The 14,263-nt window shown below is 59.9% G+C and carries 11 protein-coding genes; 4 read left to right on the forward strand and 7 right to left on the reverse strand.

Features of this window, described 5'->3' with window-relative positions; all coding sequences use genetic code 11:
* Positions 1–40 precede the first annotated feature (40 nt).
* Both rluD and pgeF read left to right on the forward strand, forming a co-directional pair.
* Positions 41–1,009 (forward strand): 23S rRNA pseudouridine(1911/1915/1917) synthase RluD, encoded by a 969-nt coding sequence (gene rluD / locus ADIMK_RS04975; protein ID WP_036184535.1) that lies wholly within the window; start codon positions 41–43, stop codon positions 1,007–1,009.
* Complete coding sequence (gene pgeF, locus ADIMK_RS04980; protein ID WP_036184537.1) at positions 1,006–1,740, forward strand: peptidoglycan editing factor PgeF; 735 nt, start codon at positions 1,006–1,008, stop codon at positions 1,738–1,740. Before rluD ends, pgeF begins: the two co-directional genes overlap by 4 nt.
* 37 nt (positions 1,741–1,777) lie before the next feature.
* Here pgeF and ADIMK_RS04985 read toward each other — a convergent pair whose 3' ends face one another.
* The 4 genes from ADIMK_RS04985 to ADIMK_RS05000 form a co-directional block, all read right to left on the reverse strand.
* Positions 1,778–2,209, reverse strand: coding sequence for a universal stress protein (locus tag ADIMK_RS04985; protein WP_036184539.1), 432 nt, complete (start codon positions 2,207–2,209; stop codon positions 1,778–1,780).
* Positions 2,210–2,235: 26 nt separating this feature from the next.
* A complete protein-coding gene (locus tag ADIMK_RS04990; RefSeq protein ID WP_036184540.1) occupies positions 2,236–4,827 on the reverse strand; it encodes a TRAP transporter permease in 2,592 nt (863 codons plus the stop codon).
* Between the two features lie 80 nt (positions 4,828–4,907).
* On the reverse strand, positions 4,908–5,876 hold the full coding sequence (locus ADIMK_RS04995) for a TAXI family TRAP transporter solute-binding subunit (protein WP_036184542.1): 969 nt from the start codon (positions 5,874–5,876) through the stop codon (positions 4,908–4,910).
* A 125-nt stretch (positions 5,877–6,001) separates the two neighbouring features.
* A complete protein-coding gene (locus tag ADIMK_RS05000) occupies positions 6,002–7,354 on the reverse strand; it encodes an aspartate aminotransferase family protein (protein ID WP_036184544.1) in 1,353 nt (450 codons plus the stop codon).
* Between the two features lie 111 nt (positions 7,355–7,465).
* Here ADIMK_RS05000 and ADIMK_RS05005 point away from each other — a divergent pair, with 111 nt between their 5' ends.
* Complete coding sequence (locus tag ADIMK_RS05005) at positions 7,466–8,353, forward strand: LysR substrate-binding domain-containing protein (RefSeq protein ID WP_036184546.1); 888 nt, start codon at positions 7,466–7,468, stop codon at positions 8,351–8,353.
* A 4-nt stretch (positions 8,354–8,357) separates the two neighbouring features.
* Here the strand turns inward: ADIMK_RS05005 and pta are convergent, their stop codons facing one another.
* From pta to ADIMK_RS05020, 3 genes are all read right to left on the reverse strand, one after another.
* Positions 8,358–10,502 carry a phosphate acetyltransferase gene (gene pta, locus ADIMK_RS05010; RefSeq protein ID WP_036184547.1) on the reverse strand — a complete coding sequence of 715 codons (2,145 nt, stop codon included), beginning with the start codon at positions 10,500–10,502 and terminating at the stop codon, positions 8,358–8,360.
* A 74-nt stretch (positions 10,503–10,576) separates the two neighbouring features.
* The gene (locus tag ADIMK_RS05015) at positions 10,577–11,455 is read right to left on the reverse strand and encodes a ChaN family lipoprotein (protein WP_036184548.1); all 879 of its coding nucleotides are present in this window, start codon (positions 11,453–11,455) and stop codon (positions 10,577–10,579) included.
* 4 nt (positions 11,456–11,459) lie between these two features.
* Positions 11,460–11,789: a hypothetical protein gene (locus ADIMK_RS05020; protein WP_036184549.1), complete on the reverse strand. Its 330-nt coding sequence runs from the start codon at positions 11,787–11,789 to the stop codon at positions 11,460–11,462.
* A gap of 174 nt (positions 11,790–11,963) precedes the next feature.
* On the opposite strand from ADIMK_RS05020, the gene parC reads away from it, so the two are divergent.
* The gene (gene parC / locus ADIMK_RS05025; protein WP_036184551.1) at positions 11,964–14,243 is read left to right on the forward strand and encodes a DNA topoisomerase IV subunit A; all 2,280 of its coding nucleotides are present in this window, start codon (positions 11,964–11,966) and stop codon (positions 14,241–14,243) included.
* Positions 14,244–14,263 lie beyond the last annotated feature (20 nt).

Here is a 14,263-nt window from a genome sequence, read left to right on the forward strand (position 1 = left end):
GAACCCAACCAAAACATCCGACCGGATGAGTAGTGAGTAGATGTCAGATCAAGTGGAGTTACAGGCCGAAGTGCCGAGCGAAATGTATGGACTCAGGCTGGACCAGGCTGTCGCGCAGCTGTTTCCCGAGTATTCACGCTCGCGCCTGCAGGGCTGGATCAAGGACGGCGCGCTGACCGTCGACGGTGAAGTGCGCCGCCCCCGTGACAAGCTGGCCGGGGGCGAGGTCATCCGCGTCGCGGCTGAGTTGGCGATGATTGAGGCGCACAGCGCTGAGGATATTCCGCTCGACATCATTTATGAGGACGATCATATCCTCGTGCTGAACAAACCGGCAGGACTGGTGGTTCACCCGGCAGCGGGGCATGCCGATGGCACCCTGCTCAATGCACTGCTGCACCATTGTCCGACAATCGCTCAGGTGCCGCGCGCCGGTATCGTGCACCGACTTGACCGCGATACCACAGGGTTGATGGTGGTGGCCAAGACCATTCCCGCGCAAACCGATCTGGTAGCCCAGCTGCAGGAGCGAAGTATGGGGCGGGAGTACGAGGCGGTGGTACACGGCGTGATGACCGGCGGTGGTTGTGTGGATGAGCCGATGGGGCGCCATCCGCGTCATCGCCAGAAAATGGCGGTGGTCGGAGTTGGCAAGGAGGCGGTGACGCACTACCGCGTGCTGGAAAAATTCAGATCTCATACACATATCCGGCTGAAGCTTGAAACCGGACGCACTCACCAGATACGTGTGCACATGGCACATATCAACTACCCGTTGGTCGGTGATCCGCTCTATGGCGGGCGCTTTAGACTGCCCAGGGGATGCAGTAACGCCATGCGCGAAGTGTTGCGTGGTTTTCAGCGTCAGGCGCTGCACGCAAAACGCCTTGAACTCTGGCATCCGGAAACCGGCGAGGCGATGGCGTGGGAGATCGACCTGCCCGAGGATTTCCAGCAGCTGCTATCGGTGTTAAAAAAGGACGCTGAGAACTACGACTACGAGCTATGAAACTGATCAGAGCCGACTGGCAAGCGCCTGCCCACATCCATGCATTGACCACAACCCGACTCGACGGGGTCAGCCGGGCGCCGTTTGACGGTCTTAATCTGGGCCTGCATGTGGGGGATGATGCCGCCGCAGTGGAGGAAAACCGTGCCCTGTTGACGCGGGCGCTGGGTTTGAAACAGCCGCCGCAGTGGCTCTCGCAGGTGCATGGCGTGCGCGTGGTTAAAGCGCAGAGCGATGCGCAGGTGCGTGAAGCGGACGGTTGCTGGAGCGACCGTCCGGGCGTTGCCTGCACCGTGATGACGGCTGATTGTCTGCCGGTACTGTTTACCGATCGCGCCGGTACGCGCGTCGCGGCGGCCCATGCAGGCTGGCGCGGCCTGGCCTCCGGTGTGCTGGAGGCAACGCTGCTGCACTTTGATGAACCTGAGCAGGTGCTGGTGTGGCTCGGGCCTGCCATTGGCCCACTGGCCTTCGAGGTTGGAGGCGAGGTACGTGAGCAGTTTGTCAGGGCATTGCCTGCCAGCGAGACCGCTTTTGTCCACAGCCCTACCGCTGCCGGAAAATGGCTGGCCGACCTTTATTCCCTGGCACGGCTGCGGCTGGATGCGGCCGGTGTAACCAGTGTCAGTGGTGGCGACTACTGCACGTTCACTGAATCGGAATACTTTTACTCCTACCGCCGCGACGGACAAACTGGAAGGATGGCCTCGATTATCTGGATCGAGGCCTGAGCTTAAACCGCTCAAGCCCTGACACCGGCTTTTAGGCTTAGCCTTTTATCACCAGCACCGGCGTTGTTGAACGCCCCACCACCTTGGTGGCCACCGACCCCAGCACGCTGCGCTCCAAGCGTGAACGTTTGTGGCTGGCCATCACGATCAGGTCGGCCTTTAAGCGCTTGGCTTCGCTGAGGATCAGGTCGGCAGGCTTACCTTCTTTGACCTCTAGCGTGCAGTCTTCAGGATCGATCGGCAGCTTTTGCTCGACGAACGCCTTCAACTGCTGATGCACCTCCTTGATCGCCTTGTCGAAGGTGCCGGGCGGGAAATAGGAGCCTACCAGCGGCATTTGATAGCCCGCCACCACCGTCAGCAGTATGAGTTTGCCCTTGGGAGCCAGCACTTCAAGCGCATGCCTGACCACCTCGTCGCAAAATCCCTCTTCGGCCAGATCCACCGGCACAAGAATCGTCTTGTACATAGAGCCTTCTCCTACAATAGCGCCTGTCAGGCGGTCGCTGTTTCGGTGTTTGAACGTCGGCGTTGCAGCCAACCGACAAAGGCCAGCAACAGCATTGCCGGAATGAACACCAGCTCCTTGGGCGGTCGGTCCGCCTTGGCCTGAATACCGGTAATCTCCCAGCCGAAATCGACACCCGATTTCTCGGCGGCACTGCCGAATACGACCAGATCGACGATGCGTTTATCGCCATCAGGGCTCAACATCAGTCCGAGCGACTCAAGTCGCGCGGTGGCATCGCCCGAGTCGTCATCCAGTTGCAGCTGAATCGTCTTGCTCACTTCATCGCCTTCGATAGTCATGCCTATGAAGTTCAGGCGAATGAAATCGCCCGCCTTGAGCTTCTCGACTTCGGTATCGATCTGCGCTGCCGGCAACACGACGGAGGGCGGGTAGACCATATCCCACCAGTAACCGGGTCTGAACAGGCTGAATGCGATCAGCAACAGGGCCGCTGTCTCCCACAACCGGCTTTTGACTAGCCAGTACCCCTGGGTGGCGGCTGAAAACACCAAAATTGCCACGATGGCGCTGGCCACAGTGACAATCAGGTCGAAGACGCCGGTCAGGCCGATCAGCAGCAGCTGGGTGTTGAAGATGAACATGAACGGCAGGATCGCTGTACGGATGTCATAGGTAAAACCTTGGATACCGGTCTTGATCGGATCGGCGCGCGCTATCGCGGCGGCGGCAAAGGCCGCCAGCCCCACCGGAGGTGTGTCATCGGCGAGTATGCCGAAATAGAACACGAACAGGTGTACGGCGATCAACGGCACGATCAGGCCATTGGCAGCACCGAGCGAGACGATCACCGGCGCCATCAGGGTCGATACCACGATGTAGTTCGCCGTGGTCGGCAGTCCCATGCCGAGAATGATGCAGATCACGGCGGTGAAGATCAGGATCAGAATCAGGTTGCCGCCCGAGATGAACTCAACGAACTCCGTCATCATCTGGCCGAGACCTGTCAGTGTGACGGTGCCGACGATGATCCCGGCCGCGGCTGTTGCGATACCGATGCCCACCATATTACGCGCACCCGAGATCAGACCGTCGATAAAGTCGTCCCAGCAGACCTTGAACTGTCCTGCCCAGTCGCGGTCTCCACGGAACCAGGCTTTTAGCGGTCGGTGAGTTAGCACCACGGCGATCAGGAAAACGACAGAGTAGAAGGCCGATTGTTGCGGCGAGTACTGTTTTACAGCCAGCGCCCAGAGCAACACGATGATCGGCAGGCCGAAATAGAGCCCTGAGAACAGGGTCGGGCGTGGCTCGGGCAGATGGTCGAGTTCGATACTGGAATCGTCCTCTATAAGATCCGGGTAACTGGCTGATAGCTTGATCAGTGCGAAATAGCCGGCAATAACGGCAAGAATCATGATCAGGTAGCCGGTATCCCCCAGTGTCGACTCGAGAAAGGTCGAGCCGTAATACACGATGGCTGCCAGCACCAACATGATGAGTGTGGTTGTCATCCAGGAGAGCATGCGTTGCGCGGTGGTCGGTTTGTGCAGGCGCTCTATACCCTTCATGCCAAGTTTGATCGCCTCAAGGTGCACGATATACACCAGTGCGATGTAGGAGATCAGCGAGGGCAGAATGGCGTGCTTGATCACCTCGATATAGGGAATGCCGACATACTCAACCATCAGGAACGCGGCGGCCCCCATGATAGGAGGGGTCAACTGGCCGTTGGTGGAGGCTGCCACCTCGACAGCCCCGGCCTTGGTGCCCGGAAAACCGACCCGTTTCATCAGCGGGATGGTGAAGGTACCGGTGGTGACCACGTTGGCGATCGATGAACCGGAGATAATACCGCTGAGGCCTGATGCGACCACGGCTGCCTTGGCAGGACCACCGCGCATGTGACCGAGCAGGGAAAAAGAGACCTTGATCAGGTAATTGCCCGCCCCGGCTTTATCGAGCAGGGCACCGAGCAACACAAATAGAAATACGAAGGCGGTGGAAACTCCGAGCGCGACACCGAATACCCCCTCGGTGGTCAGCCACTGGTGCGAGGCAACTTTGTTCAGGCTCGCGCCTTTGTGGGCGATGACATCCGGCATGTACTGCCCGCCGAAGGTAAAGGCGAGAAATACGATGGCCACGATGGTCAGCGGTGGCCCTAGTGCGCGACGGGTGGCTTCCAGCAGGGTCAGCATGCCAATAACCGCGATTACCACATCGGTGGTGGTGGGCGCACCCATGCGCGTGGCCAGATCGTTGCGAAACACCAGCAGGTATAGACAGGCGACTGAAGCACCCAGTGCGAACAGCGCATCGATCGGGCTGATTGATGTATGACTTGAGTGCCGGGTGGCAGGGAACAGGCAAAAGGCGAGGAAGCTGGCAAAGGCTAGATGGATGAACTTGGCCTGGTCTTCGTTCAGGGTGCCGAAGTCGAAAATGAAGGGAAGGGGGGAGGCATACCAGAGCTGAAACAGCGACCAGGCGATCAATAGACCGATTACCAGCTTACCCATGGCGCCCGAGAGCTGGCGACTGCCGGTTTCGGAGCTCAGAAACTCCTCTGCCGCCTTGCTATCGGATGCCGGATCCTGAGTACTTTCCGTCGTCATGCGCATCTCCTTCGCAAAGTAGGAGAGAGTGCAGAGCCTAAACCCTGCACCCTCCAGCTAGGGATTGTGAGGCGATCTGCTTACATCAGTCCCGCTTCCTTGTAGTACTTGAGAGCGCCCTCATGCAGCGGCGCGGAGAGACCTTCGCTGATCATCTCCTCTTTCTTCAGAGTGGCGAAAGCTGGGTGCAACTTGGTGAAGGTGTCGAAGTTCTCGAATACCGCCTTGACGACGTGATAGACCAGATTGGCATCAACGTTGGCAGATGTGACGAAGGTGGCGCCGACACCGAAGGTTTTCACATCCTCATCGCTACCGCGGTACATGCCGCCGGGAATGGTGGCGATACGGTAGTAAGGATTCTCGTTGACCAACATATCCACAACGGGACCGGCCACTTCCACGATGACGCTGTCGCAGGAGGTGGTGGCTTCTTTGATCGAGCCACTGGGGTGGCCCACGGTGTAGATCATGGCGTCGATTTTGTTATCGCACAGCGCCTTGGACTGCTCGGCGGCTTTCAGCTCTGAGGCCAGTGCGAAATCGTCCATGGTCCAGCCCTTGGCGGCGAGTAGCACCTCGACCGTACTGCGCTGGCCGGAGCCTGGGTTACCGACGTTTACGCGCTTGCCCTTGAGGTCATCGAAGGTCTTGATACCGGCACCGGCCCGCGCGACTACGGTAAAGGGCTCAGGATGGATCGAGAAGACCGAACGCAGATCCTCATAGGGCCCGAAATCGGCGAACTCCTCTTTGCCGTGGTAGGCGTTGTACTGTACGTCCGACTGCGCGACACCCATGTCGAGTTCGCCGGCCCGAATGGTGTTGATGTTGTAGCCGGAGCCACCGGTACTCTCGACCGAGCAGCGGATGCCGTGATCCTTGCGGTCCTTATTGACCAGTCGGCAGATTGCGCCACCTGTCGGGTAGTAGACGCCGGTGACGCCGCCGGTCCCGATGGTGATGAAATCCTGGGCCTGAGTGGAGGGGGCCAAGCCTAGCAGCGCAGCGAAACCTGCGCCCATCAGGGCTGATTTGATTTTCTTCATATTGCTCTCCTTACACTCCTTCGTGGGACTGAATATGAATCTCAGTCTAGTTCATGGTTCTGGGATTGCAGTGAAATGGAAAACCTGACTGTTGGAACCCGGTACTGCAAAGGGCAGGAATGTCTCTAGCCTGCGTCTGGGTACTCCTCGATAACCGCTGCAATGGCGGTATCTAGCGCTTCGGCGAGCTTGTCTGTCAGTTCGTCGAGTTGAGACTCGGTAATAATGAACGGTGGTGCCAGCAGGATATGGTGCCCCCTGTGGCCGTCGATGGTGCCGGCCATGGGATAGCACATCAGGCCGAGTGCCATGGCGGCACTCTTGATCCGGCTGTCCAGCTTCGATCGGGGATCGAAGGGGCGTTTGGTTTCACGGTCGAACACCAGCTCCAGTGCCTGAAACAGTCCGCGCCCGCGAATGTCACCGACATGGGGGTGTTCAGCAAAACGTGCCTTAAGGCGTGACATCAGCGCCTCACCCATCGGATTGACCCGTGCCAGAATCTGTTCCTGCTCCAGCGCATCGAGTACGGCAAGCGATCCGGCCATGGCCGTGGCGTGCGCCATGTAGGTGTGGCCGTGCTGGAAGAAGCCGGAGCCGTCGGCGATGGTGTCGTACAGTGTGTCCGAGGCGATCATGGCGCCTATCGGCTGGTAGCCTGCCCCCAAGCCCTTGGCGACGGTGACGATATCGGCATGAATCCCCTCCTGTTCGTGCGCGAACAGTGTGCCGGTGCGGCCCATGCCGCACATCACCTCGTCGAGAATCAGCAGTACGCCATAGCGGTCGCAGATCTCGCGTATCCGTGTGTAGTAGCCTTCAACGGCAGTCAATGCCCCTGCCGTGGCGCCCACTACAGGTTCCGCGACAAAAGCGATGACGGTTTCCGGGCCTACAGTGAGCAGGCTCTGTTCAAGCTCATTAGCGACACGCTGGCCATAGTCGAACAGTGTTTCATCCGGCCGGCGGTCGCGGTAGGCGTAACAGGGCGCAATGTGTTCCGCCGGTGTCAGAAGTGGGGCGAAGGGCGCTCGCCGCCAAGCGTTTCCGCCGACGGCCAGAGCCCCAAGCGTGTTGCCGTGGTAACTCTGACGTCGGGCGATAAAGCGCACGCGCTGGTGTTCGCCACGTTCGACAAAGTACTGGCGGGCCAACTTCAGCGCGGCCTCCACCGCTTCGGAGCCGCCGCTTAAAAAGTAGACATGGTTAAGATCGCCCGGTGCCCGGTCGGTCAGCCGGGTGGCCAGTGTTTCGGCGACGTCGGTGGTAAAGAAGCTGCTGTGGGCATAGGCCAGCTGATCGATCTGCCGGTGAAGCGCCGCGCGCACGCCGGCATGGCTGTGGCCAAGGCAGGAGACCGCGGCGCCGCCGCTGGCATCAAGGTACGCTTTTCCGTTTTGATCGTAGATGTAGACCCCGTCGCCACGTACGGCGGTGCGCAGGGGGGTATGGCAATGGCGGTGAAATACCTGGCTCACATGTTACCTTCAGGGGCTGGTTGAATCTGCACTGCATTAAAGGTGGCTTACCGGAGGCCAACAAACGATATATTCTCTAGGGGTATGAGAAAAACTCATAGGGGGTAGGGTATGCCCGCTTCATTACCGCCACTGAACGCGCTGCGCACCTTCGAGGTGGCGGCCAGGCATCTGAGTTTCTCCAAGGCCGCGCAGGAGCTCTGTGTGACTCAGGGGGCGGTCAGCAAGCAGGTACAGTTGCTCGAGCAGTATCTGGAGCTGCCGCTGTTTGACCGTCTTCATTCGGGGCTGGTGCTGACCGACGCCGGTCGCCAGTATCTGCCTGCAATCTCCCAAGCACTGGAGACGATCCAGAGCGCCACCGCGAGTCTCCAGCAGAGCATGCACGCCAGCGATACGCTGACACTGAATCTGACACCTTCGTTCAGCAATCTTTGGCTCATTCCGAGGCTCGATCAGTTACGTCGGGATATGCCGGAGCTGAAGCTGGCAATGGTGACCGGTGACGGGGCGTTCCAGTTTCAGGGCGCACAGGCGGACATGGCGATACGCTGTTTGCCCTTATCACTCAGTCATGAACACTCCACGCTGTTAAAAGAGGAGGTGCTGTTGCCGGTGGTTAACCCTGACCTGCTCAGACAACGGCCCATCGACTCACCGGAAGATCTGCTGGCGCACCCGCTGATCCGCCATATCACCCGGCCGCAGCTCTGGCGGCAGTTTTTGCAGCGCATGGTGGGCGGTGAGCCGACAGCTCCGCGTTACAGTCACGGCTTCGAGCATTTCTACATGTCGCTTGAGGCTGCACGTTGCGCTCAAGGCGTGGCACTGGTGCCGGATTTCATGGCTTCGCAGGCGCTGGCCCGCGGTGAGCTGGTCAATCCCCTGGGCCTCGCCTACCGCAGCGGCTACGGTTTCTATTTTCTGGTGCCGCCCTACCGTGCGCGCTCGGTGGGGGTACAGCGCTTTCATGCCTGGTTGGCCTTGCAGCTGGCCTAGCGATCTAGCTCTGTGCGCCGCTGGCAGCCTGAATCGCTGTGAGCGCTATCGTGAACACGATATCTTCGACCAGCGCACCGCGCGAGAGGTCGTTTACCGGTTTACGCATGCCTTGGAGCATCGGACCGATACTGATCACATCGGCACTGCGCTGTACCGCCTTGTAGGTGGTGTTGCCGGTGTTCAGATCCGGGAAGATGAATACCGTTGCGCGTCCGGCCACCGGGCTGTCCGGTGCCTTGCTGCGTGCCACGCTTTCCATGATGGCGGCATCGTATTGCAACGGGCCGTCGATCAGCAGGTCGGGGCGCTTGTGTTGCGCAAGGGCGGTTGCCTGACGCACCTTGTCCACATCCGCCCCCTGTCCTGACTGCCCGGTGCTGTAGCTGATCATCGCGACCCGGGGCTCGATACCAAAGGCTGTGGCCGAGTCTGCGCTCTGAATGGCGATGTCGGCCAGCTCTTGCGCGCTTGGGTCAGGGTTGATGGCACAGTCGCCATATACCAGTACCTGATCCGGCAGCAGCATGAAGAACACCGATGAGACCAGCTGGCACTGGGGGGCGGTACGTATCAGCTGCAGGGCCGGACGTATGGTGTTGGCTGTGGTATGCACAGCGCCGCTGACCAGTCCGTCTACCTCATCGAGCTCCAGCATCAGCGTGCCGAGCATGACATTATCCTGCAGCTCGTCCAGCGCCTTGAGCTCGTTCATGCCCTTGTGAGCGCGCAGCTCGACCAGCCGGGATACGTAGCGTGAGCGGATCTCGTCCGGGTCAAGAATCGATACCCCCTCACCCAGATTAACGCCAAGGTTATTGGCGATGCGTTCCACCTCAGACGGATTGCCGAGCAGGGTACAGTGGGCGATGCCACGCTCGGCGCAGATCGCGGCAGCGCGTATGGTGCGCGGCTCGTTGCCCTCGGGGAGCACGATAGTGCGCGCCGCTTCGCGTGCACGGGTGATCAGCTGGTAGCGAAACGCCGCCGGTGACAGGTGCACCTTGCCGCTGTAACTGCACAGGGAGGCCAGCCAGTCGCTGTCCAGATGGGCCGCAGTAAACTCTTTGACGTGATTGATACGCTCCTGATCATCCACTGGAATCTCCAGTGAGTAGCGGGGGATGTTCAGTGCGGTCTGCCAACTGTCGGTATCGACCCCTACGATCGGCAGCCCCGAGCGCAGGGCGCTGGCGCAGAGTTTCATCAGTTCGGGCGATGGGACATAGCCGCCGGTGAGAACCAGTCCTGCCAGCGCGACGCCATTACTGGCCGCAAGGCAGGCCGCCAGTACGATATCCTCTCGATCGCCCGGGGTGATGATCAGCGTACCGGGTTTCAGGTGCTCCGCCGCATGCGGAAGGGTCTGGGCGCAGAGGGTGATACTGCTGACACGGCGGCTGGTAATTTCGCCGCCGAACAGCACGCGGGCACCGAGGTATTCGATCAGGTCACTCAGGCGCGGCGCAACCATCTCGCCGTCCCAGGGGATGCCGCCCAGCAGCCGGAAACCGTCGTTGAACATGCTTGCCTGATCACGAATCTGTTCGAGGCTCAGGCTGTGAGTCAGCGCCTGGTCACCGGTCAGATCCGGGCGCGGGTTACCTTCGCGATCAAGCGGTGCGTCAAGCTTGTTCATGATGCAGCCAAGCACTCGCGGGTCGCTCACGCCGCCGTAGAAGCGCGCGACAATGTCGATGTGGTCCTCGATGGCATCGACGCTGTCATGCCCGGGGGCCGCGACAAGGACAACGTCGGCATCCAGCGCACGCGCAACCTCGCGGTTCAACGTGTTGGCATAGGGCTGGGTCATGGTGGCGACCAGGCCCTCAATCACCACGACATCCGGTGAATCGGTGCAGCTGTCCTGAAAGCGCTCGATGATCAGCTCCAGCAATTGATCCAGTCGGCCGGTGCTGACCAGATGCTCGGCTTCGCGCATCGGCACGGGTTCGGCGATGCTGGCGCCAGAGCCGGTACGCAGGATCGCCACGCTGCGATCGGTATCGTCGCCGTTGCGGGTCTGGGCGATGGGCTTGAAAAAGCCCACCCGTATACCCTGTTGCTCAAGGGCATGAACCAGACCCAGTACGGTGGTGGTCAGTCCGCTGCCGAGACCGGCCGGGGCAATCATGATGCTGTGTGGCATGGAGGATCCTTGCTCGATGCGGTTTGTGCATTGCACAAACTATACGATGCCGATATGAAGGATGCGAGTCGTGCTTATTTGGATTTTAGCGTCAGATCGGCACAGTAGTCCGCTGCCTCGGTCTCGGGCGTGAACAGTATCAGGTCAGTAGTGGGCAGATTGCCGAAGGTGGCGGGGTGATAGTCCTCGGGGGATTGGCTCTGTTCGAGCGCCTGCATCAACAGACTGACGCGGGGAGTGGTGCCCAACCAGCGCGGCACACCAAGATCGCTGCGTGCGTGGATGGTGCCGGTGAGCAACACGCCAGTGAGCCCCGGCTGTGTATGGGTGCGCAGCACCGATGCAATCTGCTGATCGCGTGCCAGCTGGATCTGTTGCATCGGTTGTAACCGGTCTTTCGGCATCTGGCCGCAGTGGCTGTCGAACAGCAGGTCGAGCATGAACGCGGTATGCGCAGGCTCCAGCACGTCGACCGTTTCCTTTCCGCGGTAGATCGTTTTGATGCGCTCCCGGGCGATATCGGCGCCCAATACCTTGGGGCTCCAGTGAAAGGCCGTACGCACAGGTTCGGCGTAAAGCGACCAGGGCCAGCCTTCGGACCAATCCAGTTGCTCTGCGGTGATCTCCGATGCGCCTTGAGCCTGGGCTTTATCAAAAGCCGGCTGCTGTTGGAGCGTAGCCATCTCGAGCGCGACGGCGCCAAGTTGCTTGCGTGTGCCCATCTCACGGATGATCAGGGCTTCAAGGCGATGATGGTCGGCGTTATCGTGTTGCTCGCCCAGTAGCAGCCAGCCGCCTTTGGGCAGCCAATGTTGGTAGAACTCCGACCAGTCTACGAAGCGCTGCTCTGCTGTTGACCAGAGTTTGCCAACCAGCGGGTGGGCGTTGTCCTTAGCGGCGCCGGCCGATAGCGGCACGATCACCAACAGTAGAGTGATGAATGCACGCCGCATTGTTTTAATGTCCGGGCGTGCTGGATTTTACGTCCAGATAGTCGCGCTGAATCACGGTTTCCAGTGCATTGGCCGCTGTGACCAGCTCTTCGAAGGTTTCGCGGCAGCGACGAAGATGGTTGATCTGGTCCTGGCTCGGTACCGAATTCGAGCTGACATTGGCGATGTCCAGCAGCTCGCGCACGTACGCGGCACGGGCGTGGGCGACCATGGTTAGCAGTGGCTTGAGGTCAGCCAGCGCCAGTTCCGGGAACTGGGGGTTGATGATCTCGCGATTGATCTCGCGGCGATGCTTTTCCAGCTCCAGCAGCAGACGATTGTTGCTGATCGGCATTATTGCTCTCCTTGAACCGGTGATCCGATACCCCCAGATTAGACCGAAATGGCCCAAAAGCGGTAGTGAATCAGCAGCTTGTGGCGGGTTTGGATGACGCCTAGAGGGCTAGATGGCATACTCGCGGCATGCAGAAACCGATCGTGTGAACGGGACGCCCACAAGGATGCCTGAATGAGTGTAGAGACCACTGTGGAAAACGGTACCGAGAAGCTTTCCCTGCGGGATTTCACCGAGAAAGCCTATCTCGACTATTCGATGTACGTGATTCTGGACCGTGCCTTGCCGCATATCGGCGACGGCATGAAGCCGGTTCAAAGGCGCATCGTCTATGCGATGTCCGAGCTTGGGCTCAAGGCGACGGCCAAGTACAAAAAATCAGCACGTACCGTCGGTGACGTGCTGGGTAAGTTCCACCCCCATGGTGATTCCGCCTGTTACGAAGCGATGGTGCTGATGGCACAGCCGTTCAGCTACCGCTACCCGCTGGTGGACGGGCAGGGTAACTGGGGCTCACCGGACGACCCGAAATCCTTTGCGGCGATGCGTTATACCGAATCGCGTCTGTCGCGCTATGCCGAAGTTCTGTTGAGCGAGCTGGGGCAGGGCACCGTCAGTTGGGTGCCCAACTTCGACGGCACGTTGGACGAGCCGGAAGTACTGCCAGCACGACTGCCCAACGTGCTGCTCAACGGCGGTACCGGCATCGCCGTCGGTATGGCAACCGATATTCCGCCGCATAACCTGCGCGAAGTGGCGGCGGCCTGCGTGCACCTGCTGGAAAACCCCAGTGCCGATGTGGCGCAGCTCAGCACCTTTGTGCCGGGGCCTGACTTCCCCACCGAAGCGGAGATCATCACCTCGCGTGACGATCTGCAAAAGCTGTATCTGACCGGCCGAGGCTCGGTCAAAGCACGTGCCGTGTACAGCCGCGAAGATGGCGAGATCGTGATCACTGCGCTGCCCTATCAGGTGTCCGGTGCCCGCGTACTGGAGCAGATCGCCGCGCAAATGCAGCAGAAGAAACTGCCGATGGTATCGGATCTGCGCGATGAGTCGGATCACGAGAACCCGACCCGTCTGGTGATCGTGCCGCGCTCCAACCGCATCGATATCGAGCAGTTGATGGCACACCTGTTTGCCAGTACCGATCTCGAGCGCAGCTACCGCGTGAACCTGAACATGATCGGTATCGATGGCCGTCCCCAGGTGAAGGATCTGCGACAGATTCTCACCGAGTGGCTGAGCTGGCGTACCGAGGTGGTGCGTCGGCGTTTGCAGCACCGCCTGAAAAAGGTGATCGACCGCCTGCATATCCTCGAAGGCTTGATGGTCGCCTACCTCAATATCGATGAGGTGATCGCGATCATCCGTCATGAGGAGGAGCCCAAGCAGGAGCTGATGAGCCGTTTCGGTCTCACCGACATTCAGGCTGATGCAATTCTCGATCTCAAACTGCGCCATTTGGCCCGTCTTGAGGAGATGAAGATTCGCGGTGAGCAGGATGAACTCAGTGCAGAGCGCAAGGCGCTTGAAGAGACGCTGGGTTCCGACGAGCTGATGCGCAACCTGATTCGCGAAGAGATCGAAGCCACAGCCGAAGAGTTTGGCGATGAGCGACGCTCGCCGCTGGTCGAGCGTGAAGAGGCGCAGGCGTTCAGCGAGAAGGACCTGCTCAGTGCCGACCCGGTTACAGTGGTCATCTCCAAACAGGACTGGATACGTGCCGCCAAGGGACATGATATTGATGCCGAAGGGCTCAGCTACAAGGCCGGTGACGGCTTCAAGCTTGCCTGCAAGGGACGGATGAATCAGCCCACGATACTGGTCGACAGCACAGGGCGCAGCTATACGCTGGATACGCATACCTTGCCCTCGGCGCGTGGTCAGGGGGAGCCGGTCACCGGCAAGTTGACCCTGCCCAAGGGAGCAGTCATCGAGGGGATGACGGCCGGCCGCGAAGCGGATCAGGTATTGATGGCATCGGATGCCGGTTATGGTTTTGTGACCCGTATCGAAGATCTGACCTCCAAAACGAAGAACGGCAAGGCGGTGCTGACATTGCCGAAAGCGGCGCGGGTATTACCGCCTGTTCGGGTCAGTGACCCCGAAAGCGATCTGCTGGCCGCGATCAGCTCAAGCGGGCGGTTGCTGATCTTCCCGGTATCCGAGCTGCCTCAGCTTGGTCGTGGCAAGGGCAACAAGATCATTAACATCCCGTCATCGGCGGCGGCCTCTCGCGAGGAGCTGATGGTTGCGCTGCAGACCTTTGCACCGGGCGATACGCTGGTGGTGCATGCCGGTCGTCAGCACCTGAAACTCAAGGGCACCGATCTGGAGCACTACCGTGGTGAGCGTGGTCGACGGGGCAACAAGCTGCCGCGCGGCTTCCAGCGCGTTGACGGTATGGATGTGATTGCGGCCGACAAGGCCGAGGATCAGGGTCCGGAGTGATCGGTCGGAGCAGGCGGCGG

Origin of the sequence: Marinobacterium lacunae (genome assembly GCF_000705555.1) — a bacterium.
Taxonomy (GTDB): Bacteria; Pseudomonadota; Gammaproteobacteria; order Pseudomonadales; family Balneatricaceae; genus Marinobacterium_D; species Marinobacterium_D lacunae.